General features: G+C 66.0%; 26 protein-coding genes. 20 read left to right on the top strand and 6 right to left on the bottom strand.

Annotation, left to right across the window (positions count from 1 at the left end; genetic code table 11):
* Positions 1 to 2 precede the first annotated feature (2 nt).
* The 11 genes from ACODS4_RS01070 to ACODS4_RS01020 all read left to right on the top strand — a co-directional run bounded on the left by ACODS4_RS01070 (position 3) and on the right by ACODS4_RS01020 (position 9,064).
* Positions 3 to 1,283, top strand: coding sequence for a pentapeptide repeat-containing protein (locus ACODS4_RS01070; RefSeq protein WP_488859858.1), 1,281 nt, complete (start codon positions 3 to 5; stop codon positions 1,281 to 1,283).
* 487 nt (positions 1,284 to 1,770) lie between these two features.
* On the top strand, positions 1,771 to 2,052 hold the full coding sequence (gene ihfB, locus ACODS4_RS01065) for an integration host factor subunit beta (protein ID WP_119828808.1): 282 nt from the start codon (positions 1,771 to 1,773) through the stop codon (positions 2,050 to 2,052).
* Positions 2,053 to 2,117: 65 nt separating this feature from the next.
* Positions 2,118 to 2,504, top strand: a complete 387-nt coding sequence (locus tag ACODS4_RS01060) for a lipopolysaccharide assembly protein LapA domain-containing protein (RefSeq protein WP_488859856.1) — start codon at positions 2,118 to 2,120, stop codon at positions 2,502 to 2,504.
* Between the two features lie 75 nt (positions 2,505 to 2,579).
* Positions 2,580 to 3,536: a bifunctional Delta(1)-pyrroline-2-carboxylate/Delta(1)-piperideine-2-carboxylate reductase gene (gene lhpI / locus ACODS4_RS01055; protein WP_488859855.1), complete on the top strand. Its 957-nt coding sequence runs from the start codon at positions 2,580 to 2,582 to the stop codon at positions 3,534 to 3,536.
* Between the two features lie 339 nt (positions 3,537 to 3,875).
* On the top strand, positions 3,876 to 4,619 hold the full coding sequence (gene pyrF / locus ACODS4_RS01050) for an orotidine-5'-phosphate decarboxylase (RefSeq protein ID WP_488859853.1): 744 nt from the start codon (positions 3,876 to 3,878) through the stop codon (positions 4,617 to 4,619).
* Complete coding sequence (locus ACODS4_RS01045; RefSeq protein WP_488859851.1) at positions 4,616 to 5,260, top strand: phosphoribosylanthranilate isomerase; 645 nt, start codon at positions 4,616 to 4,618, stop codon at positions 5,258 to 5,260. Before pyrF ends, ACODS4_RS01045 begins: the two co-directional genes overlap by 4 nt.
* Before the next feature lies 1 nt (position 5,261).
* The gene (locus ACODS4_RS01040; RefSeq protein WP_488859850.1) at positions 5,262 to 5,759 is read left to right on the top strand and encodes a DUF2165 family protein; all 498 of its coding nucleotides are present in this window, start codon (positions 5,262 to 5,264) and stop codon (positions 5,757 to 5,759) included.
* Between the two features lie 43 nt (positions 5,760 to 5,802).
* Positions 5,803 to 6,714: a diguanylate cyclase gene (locus ACODS4_RS01035; RefSeq protein WP_488859848.1), complete on the top strand. Its 912-nt coding sequence runs from the start codon at positions 5,803 to 5,805 to the stop codon at positions 6,712 to 6,714.
* 84 nt (positions 6,715 to 6,798) lie between these two features.
* Complete coding sequence (gene upp, locus ACODS4_RS01030; protein WP_488859846.1) at positions 6,799 to 7,449, top strand: uracil phosphoribosyltransferase; 651 nt, start codon at positions 6,799 to 6,801, stop codon at positions 7,447 to 7,449.
* Positions 7,450 to 7,595: 146 nt separating this feature from the next.
* Positions 7,596 to 8,453: a pirin family protein gene (locus tag ACODS4_RS01025; RefSeq protein ID WP_488859844.1), complete on the top strand. Its 858-nt coding sequence runs from the start codon at positions 7,596 to 7,598 to the stop codon at positions 8,451 to 8,453.
* Between the two features lie 95 nt (positions 8,454 to 8,548).
* Positions 8,549 to 9,064, top strand: a complete 516-nt coding sequence (locus ACODS4_RS01020; RefSeq protein ID WP_488859842.1) for an invasion associated locus B family protein — start codon at positions 8,549 to 8,551, stop codon at positions 9,062 to 9,064.
* Positions 9,065 to 9,149: 85 nt separating this feature from the next.
* Here ACODS4_RS01020 and ACODS4_RS01015 read toward each other — a convergent pair whose 3' ends face one another.
* Both ACODS4_RS01015 and ACODS4_RS01010 read right to left on the bottom strand, forming a co-directional pair.
* Complete coding sequence (locus ACODS4_RS01015; RefSeq protein ID WP_488859840.1) at positions 9,150 to 9,518, bottom strand: hypothetical protein; 369 nt, start codon at positions 9,516 to 9,518, stop codon at positions 9,150 to 9,152.
* A gap of 102 nt (positions 9,519 to 9,620) precedes the next feature.
* The gene (locus tag ACODS4_RS01010; RefSeq protein WP_488859838.1) at positions 9,621 to 10,562 is read right to left on the bottom strand and encodes a pseudouridine-5'-phosphate glycosidase; all 942 of its coding nucleotides are present in this window, start codon (positions 10,560 to 10,562) and stop codon (positions 9,621 to 9,623) included.
* Between the two features lie 324 nt (positions 10,563 to 10,886).
* Between ACODS4_RS01010 and ACODS4_RS01005 the strand changes: the two genes are divergently transcribed.
* From ACODS4_RS01005 to sigJ, 8 genes are all read left to right on the top strand, one after another.
* Entirely contained in the window at positions 10,887 to 11,342 is a 456-nt protein-coding gene (locus ACODS4_RS01005) for an RrF2 family transcriptional regulator (RefSeq protein WP_085557233.1), read from the top strand.
* A 76-nt stretch (positions 11,343 to 11,418) separates the two neighbouring features.
* Positions 11,419 to 12,378: a cysteine synthase A gene (cysK, locus tag ACODS4_RS01000; RefSeq protein ID WP_488859836.1), complete on the top strand. Its 960-nt coding sequence runs from the start codon at positions 11,419 to 11,421 to the stop codon at positions 12,376 to 12,378.
* A gap of 233 nt (positions 12,379 to 12,611) precedes the next feature.
* Positions 12,612 to 13,391, top strand: coding sequence for a hypothetical protein (locus tag ACODS4_RS00995; protein ID WP_488859834.1), 780 nt, complete (start codon positions 12,612 to 12,614; stop codon positions 13,389 to 13,391).
* Positions 13,392 to 13,460: 69 nt separating this feature from the next.
* Positions 13,461 to 14,249: a HesA/MoeB/ThiF family protein gene (locus ACODS4_RS00990; protein ID WP_488859832.1), complete on the top strand. Its 789-nt coding sequence runs from the start codon at positions 13,461 to 13,463 to the stop codon at positions 14,247 to 14,249.
* A gap of 31 nt (positions 14,250 to 14,280) precedes the next feature.
* The gene (locus ACODS4_RS00985) at positions 14,281 to 14,763 is read left to right on the top strand and encodes a hypothetical protein (protein WP_488859830.1); all 483 of its coding nucleotides are present in this window, start codon (positions 14,281 to 14,283) and stop codon (positions 14,761 to 14,763) included.
* A 6-nt stretch (positions 14,764 to 14,769) separates the two neighbouring features.
* On the top strand, positions 14,770 to 15,039 hold the full coding sequence (locus ACODS4_RS00980) for a hypothetical protein (protein ID WP_488859828.1): 270 nt from the start codon (positions 14,770 to 14,772) through the stop codon (positions 15,037 to 15,039).
* Positions 15,040 to 15,131: 92 nt separating this feature from the next.
* Positions 15,132 to 15,578, top strand: a complete 447-nt coding sequence (locus ACODS4_RS00975; protein ID WP_488859826.1) for a carboxymuconolactone decarboxylase family protein — start codon at positions 15,132 to 15,134, stop codon at positions 15,576 to 15,578.
* Positions 15,575 to 16,474 (top strand): RNA polymerase sigma factor SigJ, encoded by a 900-nt coding sequence (gene sigJ, locus ACODS4_RS00970; protein ID WP_488859824.1) that lies wholly within the window; start codon positions 15,575 to 15,577, stop codon positions 16,472 to 16,474. Before ACODS4_RS00975 ends, sigJ begins: the two co-directional genes overlap by 4 nt.
* Positions 16,475 to 16,477: 3 nt before the next feature.
* On the opposite strand, the gene ACODS4_RS00965 is transcribed toward sigJ, so the two are convergent.
* The 3 genes from ACODS4_RS00965 to ACODS4_RS00955 all read right to left on the bottom strand — a co-directional run bounded on the left by ACODS4_RS00965 (position 16,478) and on the right by ACODS4_RS00955 (position 18,116).
* The gene (locus ACODS4_RS00965) at positions 16,478 to 16,873 is read right to left on the bottom strand and encodes a response regulator (protein WP_488859822.1); all 396 of its coding nucleotides are present in this window, start codon (positions 16,871 to 16,873) and stop codon (positions 16,478 to 16,480) included.
* Positions 16,874 to 16,936: 63 nt separating this feature from the next.
* Complete coding sequence (locus ACODS4_RS00960; protein ID WP_488859821.1) at positions 16,937 to 17,632, bottom strand: HAD family hydrolase; 696 nt, start codon at positions 17,630 to 17,632, stop codon at positions 16,937 to 16,939.
* A gap of 49 nt (positions 17,633 to 17,681) precedes the next feature.
* Positions 17,682 to 18,116 (bottom strand): Fur family transcriptional regulator, encoded by a 435-nt coding sequence (locus ACODS4_RS00955; protein ID WP_488859819.1) that lies wholly within the window; start codon positions 18,114 to 18,116, stop codon positions 17,682 to 17,684.
* Positions 18,117 to 18,405: 289 nt separating this feature from the next.
* Here ACODS4_RS00955 and ACODS4_RS00950 point away from each other — a divergent pair, with 289 nt between their 5' ends.
* Positions 18,406 to 19,608, top strand: coding sequence for a sensor histidine kinase (locus ACODS4_RS00950; protein ID WP_488859817.1), 1,203 nt, complete (start codon positions 18,406 to 18,408; stop codon positions 19,606 to 19,608).
* A gap of 53 nt (positions 19,609 to 19,661) precedes the next feature.
* Here the strand turns inward: ACODS4_RS00950 and htpG are convergent, their stop codons facing one another.
* Complete coding sequence (gene htpG / locus ACODS4_RS00945) at positions 19,662 to 21,542, bottom strand: molecular chaperone HtpG (RefSeq protein ID WP_488859815.1); 1,881 nt, start codon at positions 21,540 to 21,542, stop codon at positions 19,662 to 19,664.
* Positions 21,543 to 21,617: the final 75 nt, after the last annotated feature.

Genomic DNA, 21,617 nt, shown 5'->3' with positions numbered 1-21,617 from the left:
TGATGGCGCAAGACGGCAAATCCCGCATCCGATTGTCCCAAGAGCAGCTCGACCGAGTCTGTGAGCGGCACCTGCGTTTCCTGGAAGGGCGCCCGAACGGCGCACGGGCCAATCTGCCCTTTTTTGACCTGTCGGGCTTGAATCTGTCGGGGCGTAATCTGACCGGGGCGCACATGTCCGGCGTCATTCTGCGCGACGCCAAACTGGTGGGAACGCTGCTGGACCACGCCGATCTCTACGGCGCCGACCTGCGCGGGGCCAACCTGAACGAGGCGCGGCTGATTCGCACCGACATGCGCGGGGCCAACGTGCGCGGCGCGCAGTTGGACGGCGCCACCATGGTGGAGGTCGATCTGCGCGACGGCAGCGTCTACAACCGCAACAGCGACGGGGAGATGAAGGTCGTCGGCTTCGATCCCGGCCCGGCGGACATGGCGTCGGCCCGGTTGACCAACGCCAACATGGCGCGCGCGCGCCTGTCGGGCAGCTTCGCCCAGGCCGCCGACTTCACCAACACCAAGCTGTCGGGCGCGCGGCTGGACCGCACCGACCTGCGCGGCTCCAACTTCACGGGCGCGGATCTGCGCGGAGCGGATCTGAACGGGTCGGATCTGCGCGGGGCCATCCTGACCGGCACGCAGATCGACGACGAGCGGATGCAACAGGCGATCCGCACCGACGAGGACGCCCGCCGCGCCGCCAAAATGAACGCGGGCGCCGCCCCGGAACCGGATGTCGAGGAAGAGGCGGCGGTCGCCGCCGAAATGCCGGCGCTGCCCGCCGATCAACTCGACACCATGCTCAAGCAGCACATGATCTGGCTGGGCACCAGCGGCAAGCAGGGCAGCCAGTTGGACCTGACCGGCCTCAATCTGGAAGGGGCCGATCTGTCGGGCAAGATCATGACGTTGGCCAAAGGGACCGGGGCCAAGCTGCGCAACGCCCGGCTGAACGGCGCCCAGCTCCAGGCCGCGCAATTCGACGGGGCCGACCTGCGCAGCGCCGATCTGCGCAGCGCCGATCTGCGCGGCGTCAAGCTGGACCGGGCGATCCTGATCGATTGCCAGCTCGACAACGCCAATCTGGGCATGCTGCTGGTCAGCGCCGGGGCCAAGGTGATGCGCGCCTCGCTGGTGCGGGCGCGGTTGGCCGGGGCGTCGCTGTTGGGCGCCAACATGAAGGGCAGCGATCTGACCATGGCCGACCTGACCGGCTGCGACCGGAGTTCGACGGTGCTCGACGACGCCATTCTGGAAGGAACCCGGCTGGGAGCGGCGATGTAGACGCGGCGTTGATCGTTTTGCCGATGACGGCGCTTTGCGGCGCTTCCTGAATGCGATCAACGTTCGTCGGATGAACGCTCAACGCGCGTCAAACCAAAGTCACGCTCCAATGGCGATGGAGCCGGGCGCGACAATCGGCGCATAGACATGAAAGGCGGTTTTGCCGAAAAATCGCGCATAGGGTCCGATCATTAAAATTCCTAGGGTGACGTTCGGCGATTTTATTTTTCCAGATCAATGGTCTGCGGAGAAAGTTCGGCGTCTAAATTACGCATTCATTGGGAAATTTTTTGCCCGAAAGTTGCAACTCATCGCGGTGGAACGGCGTTACTTGCGTCCCGCGTGACGCGGCTTGGTGTGGGCGGGGTTGAAAGATGTTTCGTCAGAACGGCTTAGCTTGACGGGGTGGGGGCGTGGTGGCACGCTTTTTCCAAGCGGCGCGCACCCTCCAACGCGCCCCGCGCAGAAGGGGGAAACGTCAACGGCCATGACCAAGTCGGAACTGATCCAACGCTTGGCGGAGCGCAATCCGCACCTGTACCAGCGCGACATCGAAAAGATCGTCGGCACCATCTTCGACGAAATCAGCGAGGCGCTGGCTCGGGGCGACCGGGTGGAGCTGCGCGGCTTCGGGGCGTTTTCGATCAAGCGGCGCGACGCGCGCACAGGTCGCAACCCACGCACTGGGGAATCGGTTGACGTCGGCGAAAAATGCATCCCTTTCTTCAAGACCGGCAAGCAGCTTCGGGAGCGGTTGAACACGGATTGATCGTTCTCCGCCGGTGTTTTTCCCCGGCGGTCTTGGGGAGTCCGTAATTCTGAGGAATCGTCGCTTTGCGTTATCTGTCCTGGATCGTCACCCTGCCCATCGCTCTGGTCGCGGTGCTGTTCGCGGTGTCCAACCGTGACGGCGTGACCCTGTCGTTGTGGCCTCTGCCCTTCACGCTGGACGCGCCGCTGTATCTGGCGGCGCTGTTGGCCCTGCTGGCCGGGTTTCTGGCGGGCGGTTTCGTCGTTTGGAACAGCCAGCGCCGCCACCGCCGCCGCGCCCGGCGCGAAAGCAACCGCGTCCTGTTTCTGGAGCGCGAGGTGAAGGAGGCGCAGGCCCGCGCCATCGCCGCCGAAAAACGTCTGGCCGAACTGTCGCGCCCGGTGTCCGGGCCGCTTGGCGCCCCGGGCCTGCCGGTCGCCGCCGCGCCGTCCGCCCCGACGGTGCATTGACCGCAGACGCCCCCGCCCGCCGATGACCGCCTGCCGGATGGTCCGGCGGGCGTCGTGTTTTCGGGAGTCCCGCCGATGCGCACCATCCCCGGCGCCGAACTGAAATCCGTTCTGCATTACCCGATGCTGATCGAACGGATGCGGCAGACCTTCCGGGCGGGGGTGAGCGCGCCGCCGCGCTGCCAGCATCGGGTGGAAACCTACGGCCAAAACGACGCCACGCTGCTGCTGACGCCCGCGTGGCAGGTCAACCAGTCCATCGGCGTCAAAATCGTCACCGTGTTCCCCGACAATGGCGCGCAGGATTTGCCCGCCGTGCAGGGCGTCTATCTGCTGATGGACGGCAAGACCGGGACGCCGCAGGCCTTGATCGACGGCGCGTCCCTGACCAAGCGGCGCACGGCGGCGGCCTCGGCGTTGGCGGCGTCCTATCTGGCGCAACCCGACGCCGAACGTTTGTTGGTGGTCGGCACGGGGGCGTTGGCCCCGGAACTGGTCGAAGCCTACACGGCGGTGCGCCGGATCAAGCAGGTGCTGGTCTGGGGCCGCAATCTGGACAAGGCCAAGCGGGTCGTCTCGCGTTTCCACCGACCGAAATTCAAGATCGAGGCGACCGACGATCTGGAGGGGGCCGTGCGCGGCGCCCACATCATCACCTGCGCGACGTTGGCGAACGAGCCGCTGATTAAAGGCGACTGGCTGCAACCCGGCCAGCATCTTGACCTGATCGGCGGCTTGACCCCGGACATGCGCGAGGCCGACGATGAGTGCGTCCGCCGCGCCCGCGTCTTCGTGGACACCCGCGAGGGGACGTGCCAGGAGGCGGGCGACATCGTCCAACCCCTGCGCGACGGCGTGCTGACGGCGGACGACATCGCGGGCGACCTGTTCGACCTGACGCGCGGCGAACGGGCCGGGCGGCGCTTTTACGACCAGATCACCCTGTTCAAATCGGTCGGAACCGCGCTGGAAGACCTCTGCGCCGCGCAGTTGGCGGTGGAGATGGTGCTGCACAACGATTCGATCCGGTGAGGGAGAGGGAGAATTTTTTGACACCGATGAACACAGATAAACACAGATGAAGGGCGATGAGTTCTTTATCTTGATGAATGGTGATAAAAATGATTTCTATTTTATTATGAGTTCTGTGTCGTTTTGGGTTCGTAAAAATTTTATTAATAATAAATGAAGTGTGTCCTGTGATGTCTGCGGCAATGATGCGCGCATCATATTTTATCGGTGTTCATCTGTGTTCATCGGTGTCAAAAAAATCTCGCCCCCGGCACTCTCCGCGCCGCTCTGGCGCTCTCGGGTCGCCCTTGCTAGGGTGCCAGCGTTTTTGATGTTTCGGGTTTTGGAGACCGCAGCCCCATGATGTCCGCCGTTTCGCGCATTTTCTGCTCCATCGACACCACCGAGATTGACGCCGCCCGCCGGTTGGCCGCGCAGGTGAACGGGGCGGTCGGCGGGATCAAGCTGGGGTTGGAGTTCTTTTCGGCCCAAGGTCCGGCGGGCATCCGCGCGGTGGTGGGGGAAGACGGCCCGCCGCTGTTCCTGGATCTGAAGCTGCACGACATTCCCAACACGGTTGGGGCCGGGGTGCGCGCGGCGCTGCCGTTGGCGCCCGCCTTCATGACCATCCACAGCTCCGGCGGCCCGGCGATGATGCGCGCGGCGGCGGAGGCGGCGGCCAGCGCCGGGGCGAAGCGTCCGAAGATTCTCGCCGTCACCGTGCTGACCAGCCTGGACGACGGCGATCTGGCCAAGGTCGGGCAAGCGGTTCCGGTGGCGGATCAAGTGACGCGGCTGGCCCGGCTGGCCAAGGAGTCGGGCGTGGACGGCGTCGTCTGCTCCCCCGCCGAGGTGGTGGCCCTGCGCGCCGCCTGCGGGCCGGATTTCATTCTGATGGTGCCGGGCATCCGTCCGGTTTGGGCGGCGGCCAACGATCAAAAGCGCTTCACCACCCCCGCCCAGGCGCTGGCCGCCGGGGCCGATCATCTGGTCATCGGCCGCCCGATCACCGCCAGCGACGATCCCGCCGCCGCCGCCCGCCGCATCGCGGCGGAGATCGCGGACGCTGACATTGGCGGCGCTGGGATTGGCGGCGCGGCATGAGCGTCGCCGTCAAAATCTGCGGCCTGAGCGAGCCGGACACCCTGCGCGCCGCCGTCACCGGCGGGGCGCGTTACGTCGGCTTCGTCTTCTACCCGCCCAGCCCGCGCGCGGTCGCCCCGGCGATGGCGGGGGAGTTGGCGCGGCTGGTTCCCACCGGCGTTCGCTCGGTCGGGCTGTTCGTCGATCCCGACGACGCCTTTCTGGAGCATGTGATCGGTCAGGTTCCGCTCGACGTCATCCAGTTGCACGGCTCGGAAAACCCGCGCCGGATCGTCGCGATCAAGGCGCGCTACCGGATGCCGGTGATGAAGGCGGTCAAGATCGGCGGGCCGGACGATCTGACCGCCGCCGCCGAACTCGCCGAAGCAGCCGACCGCCTGCTGTTCGACGCCAAGCCGCCGAGCAAGACCGGCGCGCTGCCCGGCGGCAACGGCGTCGCCTTTGATTGGACCCTGTTGGCGGGCCGCCGCTGGTCGAAGCCCTGGATGCTGTCGGGCGGGCTGACGCCGGAGAATGTGGCCGAAGCCGTGCGCGTCACCGGTGCGACCGAGGTGGACGTCTCGTCGGGGGTGGAAGACCGTCCGGGCCACAAGGACGCGGCCCTGATCCGCGCCTTCCTGTCCAGCCTCGGCGGGCTGTGAGATGAGCGCGCTCCGGCTGTCGCGCCTGTCGCTGGTGGCCGGGGTCGCGCTGTTCTTCACGCTGGTGGCGTGGGGCAACATTGCCGATTACGGCAGCAATTTCGCCTTTGTGCAGCATGTCCTGTCGATGGACACCACGTTCCAAAGCCCGGCGTTGATGGGGCGGGCGATCACCGCGCCCGCGCTGCACCACGCCGCTTATTGGCTCATCATCGGTTGGCAGATTCTGACGGCGGCGCTGTGCTGGGGCGGGGCGTGGCGTCTGTGGCGGGCGCGCGCCGCGTCGGTCGGCGCGTATGACGCGGCGAAGGGGGTGGCTTTGCTGGGGCTGACCGCCGGGTTTCTGCTCTACGCCGTCGGCTTCGTCACGATGGGGGGCGAGTGGTTCGCCATGTGGCAATCCCAGATTTGGAACGGCCAACGCAGCGCCCATCTTTTCCTCACCATGATAGGCGTCGTCTTGCTGTTCGTGGCGTTGCCGGAGACGGAAGCGCGGTGATCGCCGCATGGCGTTGCGCCGCGCCCTCGGGTAGGATGACGCGATGAGCGACGCGACTTCCTCCCTGTCGGCGACCGAACTGTTGGGCGTGGTGCTGGACGAGCATCTGCGCTGGATTGGCCAATGGCACCGCGCGGCCTTTTTCCGCGACGGCGCAGGCGGCGAGCGGCCTTCGGCTCCCGCCGCCTTCGCCGCCTGGTGCGTGGCGGCCAACCGCGACGATCTGGTGCATCAACCCGCCGTGCTGAAGCTCGCCACCCTGCACGAGCAGATGCACCGTCAAGCCAAGCTGGCGCTGCTGAAGGCGTCGGCCGGCGACAGCCCCAGCGAGGCGGAGTATGAGGCGGTCATCGGTCGGTTCGAGGAGTTCGTCCTGCATCTGCGCCGGATGGAGCGCGCCTTTGGCGCCGCCGCGTCCGGCCTGGATCCGCTGACCGGCCTGCGCACCCGGCGCGGGATGATGGAGGCGCTGGAGCGCGAGCACAACCGCTTCCACCGCACCGGCCAGCCCTTTTGTCTGGCGCTGGCCGACATCGACAAGTTCAAAACCATCAACGACACCTATGGCCACGACATCGGCGACCGCGTGCTGGCCGCGACCGCCGCCGTCATCAGCCGGGGCGTCCGCAGCTTTGACGAAGCCTTCCGCATGGGGGGCGAGGAGTTCCTCGTCTGCCTGAAGGAAACCGAGATGGAGGAGGGCTACGCCGTCATCGACCGGCTGCGGCTGGATTTGATGGAGTCGCCGGTGCTGCTGGCCGATGGCCGGGAAATTCCCGTCACCGCGTCTTTCGGGCTGGTGGAGGTCGATGACGACGCCAGCATCGACGATCTGCTGATCCGCGCCGACCGGGCGCTCTATCAGGCGAAGAACGCCGGGCGCAACCGGGTGATCCGTCATGGCGTGGACCGTCCCGCCCCCGCGCCGACGAAACCGGCCCGTCCGCGCGCCTGAGCCTCCGGCGCATCCGCATCTTGGCCGAACGGGGGCGGGCGGAGTAGGATCGCGGCCAATCCCAGCCAGCGGCGAACCCGACCCATGCGCATCGAACCCAATTTCCCCAACCTGTTCATCCTCGACCACCCGCTGATTCAGCACAAGCTGACGCTGATGCGCGACAAGCAGCGCTCGACCGGCGGATTCCGCACCCTGCTGCGCGAAATCTCGCTGCTGATGGGCTATGAGCTGACCCGCGATTTGCCGCTGACCACGGAGCGGATCGAGACGCCGTTGCAGGCGATGGACGCCCCGGTGATCCTGGGCAAGAAGCTGGCGGTGGTGCCGGTGCTGCGCGCCGGGCTTGGCATGTCGGCGGGCCTGCTGGAACTGGTGCCGTCGGCGCGCGAAGGCCACATCGGCCTTTACCGCGACCATGAGACCAAGCAGCCGCACGAGTATCTGGTGAAGCTGCCGCCCGCCGAAGGGCGTCTGTTCATCGTCGTCGATCCGATGCTGGCGACCGGCAATTCCGCCGCCCACGCCTGCGACGTGCTGAACCGTCACGGCGTCGAGGACGGCGACATCCGTTTCATGGCCCTGGTCGCCGCGCCCGAGGGCGTCCGCCGGTTCCACGAGACGCACCCGGACGTGAAGGTCTTCACCGCCGCGCTCGACAGCCATCTGAACGAGGACGCCTACATCGTCCCCGGTCTGGGCGACGCGGGCGACCGGATGTTCGGCACCAAGTAAGGATAGGGAACCACGTAAGGATGGCGTGCGCGGCCCCGCGCCGCGCATTGTCCCGTTCGCCGCAACACTCTTCCCCACGCGGCCCCCTTCCCGAACGGGCCGCGAACGGCTACCTCTCGGCGGATGCTTGCTTTGAGGAGATCGTCATGACCGCCGCCGTCCCCGCCATCCGCCCCGTGATCGCCTCGGTCGAGGGGATGCCCACCTCCGACGGGGCCGGGGTGAACATGACGCGCATGCTGGGAACGCCCCGCCTGCGCACGCTCGATCCCTTTCTGATGCTCGACCTGTTCGGGTCGGACGAGCCGACCGATTATCTGGCCGGATTCCCCGACCATCCCCATCGCGGCTTTGAAACCGTCACCTACATGCTGGCCGGGCGGATGCGCCACGCCGACAGCCGGGGGCATGAGGGGGTGATCGAAACCGGCGGGGTGCAATGGATGACCGCCGGGCGCGGCCTGATCCATTCGGAAATGCCCGAACAGACCGAAGGTCTGATGAAGGGCTTCCAATTGTGGATCAATCTGCCAGCCCGGCTGAAGATGAGCGAGCCGCGTTACCAGGAGTTTCCCGCTCCGCAAATCCCGGTGGAGTCGCGTGACGGCGGCGTCACAATCGTGGTGATCGCCGGAGACAGCGCGCGCGGCACGGCGGGGCCGGTGCGGGCCGAGGCGACCGACGCCCGCTATTTCGACGTGACCCTGCCCGCCGGACAGAGCTTTGAGGAACCCGTTCCCAGCGGCCACACCGCCTGTCTGGTCCTGTTCGAGGGGGGCTTGCGCGTTGGCGATGATGGCGAGGCGTTGACCGGCCCGCGCGTGATCGTGCTGGGCGCGGGCGAGCGAATCGCGGCGACGGCGGGCGCGCAGGGCGCGCGATTCCTGCTGCTGGCCGGGCGTCCGCTGGGCGAACCCATCGCCTGGGGCGGGCCGTTCGTGATGAACACGCGCGAAGAGGTCATGCAGGCGTTCCGCGATTACGAGGAAGGTCGGATCGGCTAACCTTTGGCGTGCGGCAAGACACGCCTTGCGCCCCGGTGTTCCACGGTTATCATGCGGCATCACGGAAACCGGAATGACGGCAAGGGGTCGGAGCGATGCGCTGGAGAGGTCTTCTGGGCGGTTTTGTGGCGGCGATGATGTCCGCGATCCTTCTCCAGCCCGCGAACGCGGTGGATTTCTCCAAGGCGGGCGCCGAGCTTGGGCCGGAAGGAACTTGGACGAATCAGTGCGATGTGGACCGGATGACCGACAGCAAGGTCTGTCGCCTGATGATCTACCGGCTGTTTGACGACGGCAAAGATGTGGGTTTCATTGCGCTCAGCGTCATTCCGACCGGCAATGATTTTCACCTGTTTCTAACGACCAGCCAGGGATTGGTCGATTCCTGCGCGATCCGTGTGGATCGTCAACCGCGCATTGAATCCCACATCGCGACGCTGAACATGTGCATGTTCCCGAATTTCATGTCGGGCCGGGTCGTCGATCAGTTCCGCAATGGCTCGTCGATTTTGGTCCGCGTCAATTTCTTGCGGGCGGGGAAGCGCGACATTGATTTTCCGCTGAACGGCTTCTCGCGGAATTTTGAAGAGATGCAGCGCAATCTTCAATAAGGGAACCGCTGTGAGTGGACGGCATTCGCCAGCCGTCCACTCACAGCCTATCCATCAAAACGCGGCGTCGCGGCGCGGTTTGTCATCAATGCCGGGTGCGCGCCGCAGTGACGTAGACGCCGTCCCAATCGACGCCCAACAGAGCCTCGTCGCCCGCCGCTTCGACCAACTCGTCATACTCGCTGGCGTCAATCAGGCCGAAGATCGAGGCGGTGCCCGACGCGTCGAGATCGCATGTGACCACCCGTCCGCCGACCTCGACCGAGGTGAAATAGACTTCCGGCAGCTCCAGGCTGTCGAGGTCGCAGGTCACGGCGTTTTCAATGTCGTGAATCGCCCGCGAGGACAGCGACGCGCGCAGGGCGGCGGCTTGCGACGCCCACAGGATGCGGGCCACCCGCGCCGCCGGTTGCGCGTCGGCTGAGGCCGCCGCGCCGTCGGTCTGGTCGGTCACGGCAACCGCCTGAGACTCCAAAACCGAGCTGTTGGGTCCGCGCATGAACAAACCTCCGCTGTCGAATGATTCCACACTCATGCCAAGCCAGTTAACGGATTGTTAAGGCGGCATGCGGGAGTCACCGGATTCTCTGGCGGACAGCGCGATGGCGACGGCGGCGGCCACCCGTGCGTTGTGGCGGATCAGGGCTATGTTCGCGGTCAGACTGCGCCCCTGGGTGATTCGGTCCAGCGCCGCCAGCAGATGCGGGGTGATGGCCTTGCCGGTGACGCCTTGCGCGTCGGCGTCGGCCAGCGCCTGGGCGATGGCCCGCTCCATCATGGCGGCGTCGAGTTCGTCGGATTGGGGAATCGGGTTGACGAGCAGGACGCCGCCCTCCAGCCCCAGATCCCATTTGGCGCGCAGAATGGCGGCGACCTCGGCGGGGCTGTCGCAGCGTTGGTCGACGGGCAGACCGCTGCGGCGGCTGTAAAAGGCGGGGAATTCGTCGGTTTCATAACCCAGAACCGGCACGCCGCGCGTTTCCAGAACCTCCAACGTCTTGGGCAGGTCCAGAATGGATTTGGCCCCGGCGCAGACCACGCAGACCGACGTGCGGGCCAACTCGTCGAGATCGGCGGAAATGTCGAAGCTGCGTTCGGCCCCACGATGGACGCCGCCGACGCCGCCGGTGGCGAAGACGGCGATTCCGGCCAGCCGCGCCGCGATCATGGTCGCCGCCACCGTGGTGGCCCCCAACGCGCCCGTGGCCAACGCGATGGGCAAATCCCGGCGGCTGAGCTTGCGCGCCGCCGAACCGCCCGACGCCAGCCGTTCCAGCGCGTCGTCGTCCAGCCCGACGCGGATTCGCCCGTCCATCACCGCGATGGTGGCGGGAACCGCGCCCGAGTCGCGCACCTCCGCCTCCAGGGCGCGGGCGGTGGCGAGGTTTTTGGGATAGGGCATGCCATGGGAAATCACGGTTGATTCCAGGGCCACCACTGGGCGGCGTTCGGCCAACGCGTCGGCAATTTCGGGCGTGATGGTCAGGTGGCGGCGCATGGCGGCAATCCCGGTGGTCGGCGACGCGTCATGATAGGCGGTTGATCGGCGCCGCTCCATCGCGAAGCGGTTGCGTGACAGGGCGGGGTTGGTTTCACAGTTCAGCGACGCTGACAGCGCGAATGGGCTGTGCGTGATTGCGCTGTGAATTTCCAAAGGGACTGCGACAAATCGGCTTGTGAATTACCGGCCTTCCGATGTAAAAAGCGACAAACCAACAGACCGGACGGGGAGAGGCTGCGGCATACTCCCCAAACGCCGGATTTCGAGTCCGGGCCGTCGGCGCCTGGATCCGCCCATTAGGATCTTTCAGGAGTGGTCGTGATGCTCCGCATCTCCAAAAAGCTGATGTTCGCCATCGAGGCGGTTCTCGACATCGCCTACAACGCGGGCACCGAGCCGGTGCAGTCCGGGGAAATCACACGCCGCCAAGGAATCCCAAAACGCTATTTGGAACAGGTGCTTCAGCAACTTGTCCGTGACGGCGTGCTGGCCGGGGTGCGTGGACCGCGCGGCGGGTATCGTTTGGCGCGCGAGCGGCGGCGGATCACGCTGGGCGAGATCGTCAAGGTCGTCCGTTCCATGGAAACCGCCACCGACCCGATCGAAGAGCCGGCAGGCTCGATCCTGGGCCATAAGGTGGTCCGCCCGTTGTGGGGGGAGCTTCAGGAAGAGACGATGAAGCAGCTCGACACCATCACCATCGAGGACCTGTGCATGCGCGCGCGGGCCGCTGGGGTGGAGAGCGAAACGGAAGACCGCATCGACTTTACGATTTGATTCGCTCTGGCGGACTGCTTAAATTCGGTTCAGGCGTGTTGAACCGGCTTATACGACAAATCACAGAGGTGAAATCATGGCTGCTCCCGAATTTCGCGGCAAGATTTACGACAGCGTTCTCGACACCATCGGCGCGACGCCGTTGGTGCGGTTGCAACGTCTGGCCGCTGATGCGGGCGTCAAGGCGCAGATCGTCGGCAAGCTGGAATTCTTCAACCCGCTGGCCAGCGTCAAGGACCGCATCGGCAACGCCATGATCGAAGCGGCGGAAGCCGCTGGCGTGATCCAGCCGGGCCGCACCACCCTGGTCGAGCCGACCTCGGGCAACACCGGCATCGCGCTGGCCTTCGTCGCCGCCGCCAAGGGCTACAAGCTGATCCTGACCATGCCGGAAAGCATGTCGGTCGAACGGCGCAAGATGCTCAAGCTGCTGGGCGCGGAGCTGGTGCTGACCCCGGCGTCGGAGGGCATGAAGGGCGCGATCCGCAAGGCGGAGGAAATCCTCGCCGCCGACCCGAACGCCTACCTGCTCCAGCAATTCAAGAACACCGCCAACCCGGCGGTTCACCGCGCCACCACGGCGGAAGAAATCTGGGCTGACACCGCTGGCGCCGCCGACATTCTGGTTTCCGGCGTCGGCACCGGCGGCACCTTGACCGGCGTCGGCGAGGTTCTGAAAGAACGCAAACCCGGCTTCCGAGTCGTCGCGGTGGAGCCGGAGGACAGCCCGGTTCTGTCGGGCGGCATGCCCGGCCCGCACAAGATCCAGGGCATCGGCGCCGGTTTCGTGCCGGACATCCTGAAGAAGGATTTGATCGACGAGGTCGTCCGCATTTCCAACCAGCGCGCTTTCGAGACCGCCCGCAAGGTCGCCCGTCTGGAAGGCGTTCCGGTCGGCATTTCCTCGGGCGCGGCGTTGGCCGCCGCCCTGGAGCTGGGCGCCCGCCCGGAGAATGAAGGCAAGCTGATCGTCGTCATCCTGCCGTCCTTCGCCGAACGTTACCTGTCCACCGCCCTGTTTGAAGGGCTGGAATAAGCCGCCCGCCGCTCCGTCCGCCGTTCCGCCCTTTGGGCGGTTGCGCATCGGGCGGAGCGGCAACCTTTTGGCGGCGTTGTGCCGTTTCCCAAAATACCCTATGATTGCGCCAGAGCCTTTCGGGGCCGCTTGGTTTGACAAATAGATCGCATTTTAGTAAATTGAATCATCGTTCGCCGCGTCGACCGTGTCGAGGGTTGGATGCGGTCGCTCGCTGATCGGGAGAGATCGCCATGAGCGTGTCCATACCGAACCTGTCCCAGACGGCCTTCTCGCAGTTGAAGGGGACGACCACGAAGTTGGCCCCGAACGGCAGTTCCGCCGATTATCGGACCTTCACGGTCAGCAAGCCCGGCGAATTCAATTTCAAGATCAACAACAGCTTCACCAACGTCGACATCGTCGACACGAACACCAACAAGGTGGTCGCCAATCTGAAATCGCAGCAGGACGCCGCCGACGTCAGCGCGCGGTTGGGGCCGGGCACCTACACGGCGATGATTTCCCAGGCGAACCGCAGCGCCGGTCCGCGCGACTATTCGCTGGACGTCAGCGAGAAACAGAATGTTCTGATGACGGCTGGCGGCGCGGTGATGAGCGGAACGGCGCAACCGCCGGGCAACGGCGACACCGGCATTCAAAAGCACACGATCAATGTGGTGCAGGGCGGCAGCTTCACCGCCAATTTCACCCTGCCGAACTCGCGCTGGGCGATGATGGGCAAGGAAGGCAACGTGGTGGCGTCCAGCGACACCTCGAACCCCGACGCCCAAGTGGATTTTTTCAAGAAGCCGACCTACAAGATCGACCCCGGCGAGTATCAGCTCGTCATCATTCCGCCGTCGAGTTTGAAGTCGCCGACGCCGTTCCAGTTCAATTTCGTGCCGCGCGACACCACGGTGCAGGCGTCGGGAACCACGGAAGAAAGCGCCATTTCCAAGACCCTGCGGGAGCGCGAGGTTCGCCTGAAGCAATGGGCGTCGGAAGCCTCAAGCACCTCGACTTCGGCCTGATCGACTCCTTAACTGTTCCGGCTGCGGGCGCGGGTTGCGCGGCCTGTCGCTTGCGCTATGCTGTCGGGCATGGACTTCACCGACACCCAACTTCACCGCTATTCCCGCCACATTATCCTGCCGGAAGTTGGCGGAATAGGGCAGGAACGGCTTTTGCGCTCCAAGGTTCTGGTGGTCGGCGCCGGCGGTCTGGGCGCGCCCCTGCTGCTGTATCTGGCCGCCGCCGGGGTGGGAACCCTTGGCGTCATCGACGATGACGTCGTCGATCTGTCAAACCTGCAACGACAGGTCATTCACGACGAAAGCGCGCTTGGCCGGTTGAAGGTGGACAGCGCGGCGGCCCGCATCCGGGCGCTCAACCCCGATGTGCGGGTGGAAACCCATCCGGTGCGGCTGACCCGCGACAACGCGCTTGATCTCATTGGCGGCTATGATCTTGTGGCCGACGGGTCGGACAATTTCGCCACGCGCTTTTTGCTGAACGACGCCTGTTTTCTGGCGAAAAAGACGCTGGTCTCGGCGGCGATCCTGCGCTTTGACGGGCAATTGACCAGCTTCAAGGCGCATCTGGGCGCGCCGCACCCCTGTTACCGCTGCCTGTTCCCCGAACCGCCGCCGCGTGGGTTGGTGCCGTCCTGTTCGGAAGGGGGGGTGTTGGGGGCCTTGGCGGGGACCGTCGGGTCGCTTCAGGCCGCCGAAGTGTTGAAAGAGCTGCTGGGGTTGGGCGAAAGCCTGTCGGGCAGCCTGTTGATGATGGACACGCTTTATGCGTCCTATCAACGCATCACGCTGAAACGGGATCCCGATTGCGCGCTTTGCGGCGATCATCCGACAATTCACGATCTTTCCGCCCATTGAGAGACGGACAACGTCCGACGCGAGGCGCCTCATGTCCCAGCCCAAAAACACCGCCCAGCCCGAGAACACCGCTCAATCCGCCGCCGCTGACGGCCTGTCGATCATTCTGTTCGCCGGGGGATTCGACCGCGTGCATTACGCGCTGGTGATGGCCAGCGCCGCCGCCGCCACCAACCGGCCCGTCACCCTGTTTTTCACGGGCCGCGCCCTGCGCGCCCTGGTGCAGGAGAATGAGCCGGGGGTGCTGGGCTGGCACGATCTGGACCCCGCCGACGACGGCAGCACGCCGGTGGCGCGCGACCGCTATTTCGCCACCCACGGGCTGGCCAGTTTCGAGGAGCTGCTCGGGGCTTGCGTGGCGCTGGGGGCGACGGTGATGGCGTGTGAAATGGGGATCCGCGCGTTGGGCCTGCCGTCCGGCGTGTCCTTGCGCCCCGATGTGCCGGTGAAGACGGGCGGCGTCGTCACCTTTCTCAACGAGGCGCCGAAGGGCGGCGCCATGCTGTTTGTGTGACGATCCATGACGACGCTTCCGGTGGATGATGGCCGCGCGATTCTCGACCTCGCCAACCAATTCGAGGCCATCGCGGCGGATGGGTTTGAGGGGCGGCCCTACCGGGATGACCTGACCGCGCTGGCCCAACAGGTGACGGCCCAACCGGGGTTGGCCCCGCGTGTGGCTCACGCGCTGGGCATCATGATCGGCCTGATCGGCGAGAGCGACCGATCCGGGCGCTTCGCCGCCAAGATCGCCATTCTGCGCGAAGGGGCGGCGTTGCTGGAGGGATGACGCGGCGCTCACGCAACCCTGCCATGCGTCACGTTTCCGGGGTCTGTCCCGTCTTGAGGGCGATTGCAACGCTTGAAGGACCGGACGCCATCATGGAAACCCGTTTCACCATCCTCGCCGACGCCCCCGCTCTCTACAAGGCGCTGGGCGGCGTCACCGCCGCGCTGGGCGCGTCGGCGCTGCCCGCCGGGTTGAAGCATCTGATCGATCTGCGGGTGTCGCAGATCAACGGCTGCGTCTTCTGCATCGGCAAGCACAGCGAAGAGGCCCTGCGCGACGGCGACAGCGCTGAACGCCTGGCCGCTTTGCCCAACTGGGCCGACTCCAGCCTGTTCACCCCGGACGAGCGCGCCGCCTTGGCCTGGGCGGAAGCCCTGACCCGCAGCGAAAGCCACCGCGTCGATGATCTGCACCCGGAGTTGGGGCGTCATTTCAGCCGCGAACAGGTCGCCGCCCTGACCATGGCGGTGGCGACGATCAACGCCTGGAACCGCGTCGGCATCGCCCAGTTCCGCGAAGCCGTTCCGGCGGCGGCGTGACCGGGCCGGTTGACGCCCTGGGTCAAACCCCGCTCTCGGTTTTCGCTGAGGAGCGGGGGCGGCTTCGCGCGCTCGCCTATCGGTTGCTGGGGGCGGTGGCCGAGGCCGACGATGTGTTGCAAGATGCTTGGCTGCGTTGGAGCGCCGTCGATTCGACCTCCGTCGGGTCGGCCCCGGCGCTGTTGACCACCATCGTCACCCGGCTGGCGCTGGACCGGCTGCGCGCGGCGCGCGCGGTGCGGGAACGTTATTACGGGTTGTGGCTGCCCGAACCGCAAGTCACCGCGTGGGAGGCGGAAGCGGACGAGGCCGATTCGGTTCCCATCGCGATGATGCTGCTGTTGGAACGGCTGGGGCCGGACCAGCGCGCCGTCTTTGTGCTGCGCGAGGCCATGGATCTCGATTACGCCGAGATCGCCGTCATTGTCGGAAAATCAGCGGAGGCCTGCCGCCAGATCATGCGGCGCGCCCGTGACCGGATGAGCGACTCCGCCGAGCCGACCGCCGATCCCGCCGCCGGGCGCAAGCTGGCCGCCGCCTTCGCCGAGGCCAGCCAGCGGCGCGATTACGCGGGCATCGTCGCCCTTCTGGCCGACGACGCGCTGTGGCTGAGCGACGGCGGCGGCCTAGTGCTGACGGCGCTGAATCCGCTGCGCGGCCCGGACCGCATCGCCCGCTTCATCCTGGGCGTTCAGCGCAAGCGCGCCAAAAGCTACGGCTTCACCCCGGTGCGGGTGAATGGCGGGCCGGGCTTCCTCGTCACCTTCGGCGAGCGCTTCCACGCGGTGTGGGGGATGGAGATCGCCGACGGACGCATCCTCCGGCTCTATCAGGTGTCCAACCCGCACAAGCTGGGGCATGTGGCGGTCGGGCAAGAGTCGCCGCGTTTGGCGTAAGGGTCAGGTGGTCAGCGCGTCCAGACAGCGGTCCAACTGGTCAAGATTGACCGGGCGGCGTAGGACGGGGAATGGCCCGTCCTCCATCCCGTCATCGTCGGGCGCGTCCGCGTTGGTGGTGACGATGATCCGGGTGTGCGGGTAGAGCATCGCCGCCAACGCGGCGGCGCGTTCGCCCGCATCGCCGTTCGGGCCGCGTTGCAGCAGGGCGATTCGCGGCGCTTCGGCCCCGATGATGGTCAGCGCGGCCATGCCGTCGCGCGCTTGGGAAACGCGAAACCCCCGTTGGGTCAAATGGCGGGTCAGCGCCTCGCGCTGGGTGTCGTCGTCGTCGGCGACCAGGGCGCGCCGTCCGCCAGTGTCGGGCGCGTGGATGTCGGCATCGATGCTGAACACCATCCCTCTCCTTCCGACCCTGGTTTGCGAAGGCCGCTCATCAGGTTTTGATGATAGGGGGACGGGTTATGGTTGTAAATCAGACGAGTGGCGTCGTCGGCCTCGGCCAATCGTCACCACCTCGCCCCGCTGCATCAGCGCCAGCATCGGCAGGTCGCTGGGGCGGTTGCCGTAGCCCCAGGTGGCCCCGACCGGGTTGTGGTGGTGAAGCCAGGCGCGCACCCGGTCAGCCTTGTCATGCCGCACGCAATTGCCGGTGCTGAGCCGCCCGGTCAACAGGCCGTTCTCCACCTCCATGCCGGTGGCCAGCAGATCATCCACCTCCAACCCGCGCAGCAGGGCGGGCATGTAGAGGTCCAGCGCCCCGGTGGCGACGACGATGCGGCGGCCATGGCGGCGGTGGGTCTTCAAAATCTCCACCAGCGGCGTGTGCCAGCGGATGCGGGGGATCATCCGCTCGGCGGCGGCTAGGGCGTCGGTCAGCGGCACGCCGCGCAGGGTGCGTTTCAGATAGACCGCCTTGACCGATCCGGGAAAATCAACGCCCGGCCCGCGCCCGCGCGCATGGCGGTGCAGGCAGGAGCGGATGGCGTCGGCCAGCGCCAGAGCGGCGCGCCGTTGTCCGATCACCTCGCCGACGAACATCGGCAGGCTGTCGCCGTGAATGAGCGTGCCGTCGAAATCGAAAAACGCCACGCCGGGCGCGTCGTGGTCGATGCCGGACGGCGGGTTGGTCGGGCGTGGCGCGGCGGTGGTCTGCATGGCCCTGGTTATCAGGCGTGGCGGCGGAGCAGGGCAAGCGGTTTTGCGGTTACGCCCCGCCGCCTGATTCGCTTCGGCGGTTGCGGGGGACGCCGTACAGCTCCAGACGGTGGCCGATCAAGTCATAGCCCAATTCGCGGGCGACGGTTTCCTTCAACCGCTCCATCTCCTCGCTGGTGAATTCGATCACCTCGCCGGAGTTGACGTCGATCAGATGATGGTGATGGTCGGTGCGGGTGCCTTCGTAACGCGCCCGCCCGTCGCCGAAATCCAGCCGGTCGATGACATGGGCTTCCTCGAACAGCCGCATCGTCCGGTAGACCGTGGCGATGGAGATGCGGTGGTCGATGGCGGCGGCGCGACGATGCACCTCCTCCACATCCGGGTGGTCGGCGGCGTCCGACAGCACGCGTGAAATCACGCGGCGCTGGTCGGTCATCTTCAACCCCTTTTGAACGCACAGCTCTTCAAGGCGCGACGGCATGACATTCCCCTGTGATGATCGGGGGGCGGCGGTCTTTCCAACGCGCGCAGCCTCTCGAATACCCGACCATCATACTGTGTTTCGTTCCAATTCTCAAACCTGGACCGTGAACGTCCAGGAGGGGGGACAGCCCTTACTGGGGGATGGATGGGTGGTCGGGTATAGTTTGTCTGACACACAGTTTGAAACCAATTGCTCATAATCGGCTGTTACCGTTTCTGACAAGCGCAAACGTCGGGACGACCAGTCCGGCGTCGTTGGCGCGCTTCATCAGGAGGCAAAGACCTCAGTGACGCCCCCCCGTTCGATCAACGGCGCACCGATCCAGGGTGACGAGGAGGCGGCTTACACCGCCGCCGGGTTGGCCGTGCCGGTGGCTCCGCTTGGGGTTGGCGGTTTGTGCGCCGAAGCCTGCGACCGATTTTCCCGCAAGGCGGATCTGTGGGCGCTGGCGGTGGTGGAGCGCGACGGTCGCCCGGTCGGCTTGGTCGAGCGTCACACTGTGATGGGGCGCCGCGCCGCGTCGGCGGAGATGGCGGCGTTGCCGCTCGCCCAGGTGATGGATCCGGCTCCGCTGCTGATTGAAGCTGGCCTTGGCTTGTGCGAAATCGGGCGGCGGTTGGCTCGGCTGAAGCCGACGACGCCGCAAAGCAGCTTCATCGTGGTGGAGAATGGGATCTATCGCGGGTTGGGCGCGGTGGCCGATCTGCTGCTGCTGTCCATCGAACAGTCCGACCTGCGCGCTCGCCAGTTGGAGGCGGCCAGACGGCAGGCTGACCAAGCCAACCGAGCCAAGAGCGCCTTTCTCGCCAACATGAGCCACGAGATCCGCACGCCGTTGAACGCGATGATGGGCTTTGCCGAAATCCTGGAGCAGGAGGTGCTTGGCGCGCACGCCATTCCGTTGTACGGCGAATACGCCCGCGACATCGCCGACAGCGGGCGGCATCTGATGGATCTCATCAACGATCTGTTGGATCTGTCCAAGGCCGAGGCGATGCGGCTGGAACTGAGCGAGGTCTTGATCGACGTGTCGCGGGTCGCGTCGAGCGGCGCGCGGCTGCTGTCCGAACGCGCGGCGCGCAACGGCGTGCGCATCGTCAGCGCGGTGCCGCCCAGCTTGCCGACGTTGCGGGCGGACGAACGCAAACTGCGGCAGATGCTGCTGAATCTGCTGTCCAACGCGGTGAAGTTCACCCCGCCCGAGGGGGTGGTGACGGTGGGCGGCCACATCGCCGGAAACGGCGCCTTGTGGCTGTCGGTGCACGACACCGGCATCGGCATGTCGGGGGAGGATTTGGCCAAGGCGATGGAGCCATGGGGCCAGATCGACAACGCGCTGGGCCGGGGCCATGTCGGCACCGGGCTTGGCCTGCCGCTGACCAAATGCTTGATCGAGCTGCATGGCGGGCGTCTGGACGTGGTCAGCACGCCCGACCGTGGCACGACGATGGCCCTGGTTTTCCCGGCGGCGCGGGTGGAGCCGAGATAGAGCAAAAACGGCGTGGGACGGCGGCGGTGAAACCACCGCCCCACGCACGGGGGTTACGCCAGCCCCTTTTCCATCGCGCTCGCCAGACGGCGGGCGAAGGCGGCGGGGTCGGGCAGGCTTTCGCCTTCGACGATGCGGGCCTGGTCGAGCAGCAGCCACGCGGCGTCTTCCAGCGCCGTCGCCGCGCCCTCGATCTTCGCCCGGTCGGCCAGACGCTTGATGAGCGGGTGGGACGGGTTGATTTCCAGGATGCGCTTGGCCCCGGCGGCGTCGGCCCCAAGCTGCTTGTGCTGCTTGAGCAGGCGTTCCAGGTGCATGTCCATGTCGTTGTCGTCGGACACCAGACAGACGGCGCTGTTGGTCAGGCGTTCGGACTTGCGGACGTCCTTCACCGCCTCGCCCAGCGTCAGCTTCAGCAGGGCCAGCAGATCGACCAACTCGCCTTCGGGGGCCTTTTCCTCCGGCTTCTCCGCGCCGCCTTGGATCTTGCCCAGATCGGCGCCGCCGCGCGTCACCGACTTGAAGGGCTTGGTCTCATACACGCCGACCGACGGCACCCAGAATTCATCGACCGGGTCGGTCAGCAGCAGAACCTCGACGCCCTTGGCCTTGAAGCCTTCCAACTGCGGGCTGCGCAGCAGGCTGTCCACATCGTCGCCGGAGATGGTGAAGATGGTGTCCTGGCCTTCCTTCATCCGCGCGACATACTCGTCGAGCGAGACCAGACCATCACCGGCGGTGGTGCGGAAGCGCAGCAGCTTCAGCAACTCGTCGCGGTGTTCGTAATCCTCGTACAGGCCTTCCTTCAGGACGGCGCCGAAATTTTCCCAGAAGGTCGCGTATTCGGCGGCGTTCTCGGCGTCCTTGGCCTTCTTGTTCAGCTCCGACAGGATGCGGCGGGTCAGGCCGGCGCGGATCTTGGCCAGCATCGGGTTGTGCTGGAGCATCTCGCGGCTGATGTTCAGCGGCAGATCCTCGCTGTCCACCACGCCGCGCACGAAGCGCAGATAGGGCGGGATCAAGCCTTCCGCCGCGTCGGTGATGAACACGCGCTTGACGTACAGCTTCACCCGGTGGGCGCGCTTGGGGTCGAACAGGTCGAACGGCTTGGCCGAGGGGACGAACAGCAGGTTGGTGTATTCCAACGCGCCTTCCGCCCGCCAATGCAGGGTCAGCCACGGATCGTCGAAGGCGTGGCCGACATGGTGGTAGAATTCCTTGTACTGGTCCGCCGTGATCTCGTTCTTGGAGCGGGTCCACAGGGCGGACGCGCTGTTCAGCGATTTGGCGTCTTCGCCGTCGCCGAAGAGGATCGGGATGGCGATGTGGTCGGAGTATTTGCGGATGATGGCGCCCAGGCGGTGCTCTTCCAGATACTCGTCATCCCCTTCGCGCAGATGCAGGATGATCTTGGCGCCGCGCGGCAGGTTGTCGACCTGGCTGATGGTGAACTCGCCCTTGCCGTCGGACAGCCAACGCCAGCCCTGGCTTTCCCCGGCCTTGCGGGTCAGAACCTCCACCCGGTCGGCGGCCATGAAGGCGGAATAGAAGCCGACGCCGAACTGGCCGATCAGGTTGACGTCCTTCTTGCCGTCGCCGCCGTTCGTCTTCAGGGAATTCATGAAGGCGGCGGTGCCGGACCGCGCGATGGTGCCGAGATTTTCGACCAGATCCTCGCGGTTCATGCCGATGCCGTTGTCGACGACGGTCAGGGTCCGCGCCTCCTTGTCGGTCAGCAGGCGGACCTTCAGATCGGGGTCGTCGGACGAGAGTTCGGGCTGGGTCAGCGCGGCGTAGCGCAGACGGTCGCAGGAGTCGGACGCGTTGGACACCAGTTCGCGCAGGAAGACTTCCTTCTCGCTGTAGAGCGAGTGGGCGACGATGTCGAGCAGACGGCTGACCTCGGCCTGAAAACTGAGCCGTTCCTCGGTCATGTTGGCACCTTCATCCGTATCGTGTGGTGGGTGGTTTTGTGGAACGGCGGAGATATGTGAAAGCGGCCCCGCCGT

The sequence above is a fragment of the Azospirillum sp. FG154 genome (assembly GCF_057809575.1).
Note: the sequence above shows the minus strand (reverse complement) of the source record. Positions and strands in the feature narration are given on the sequence as shown.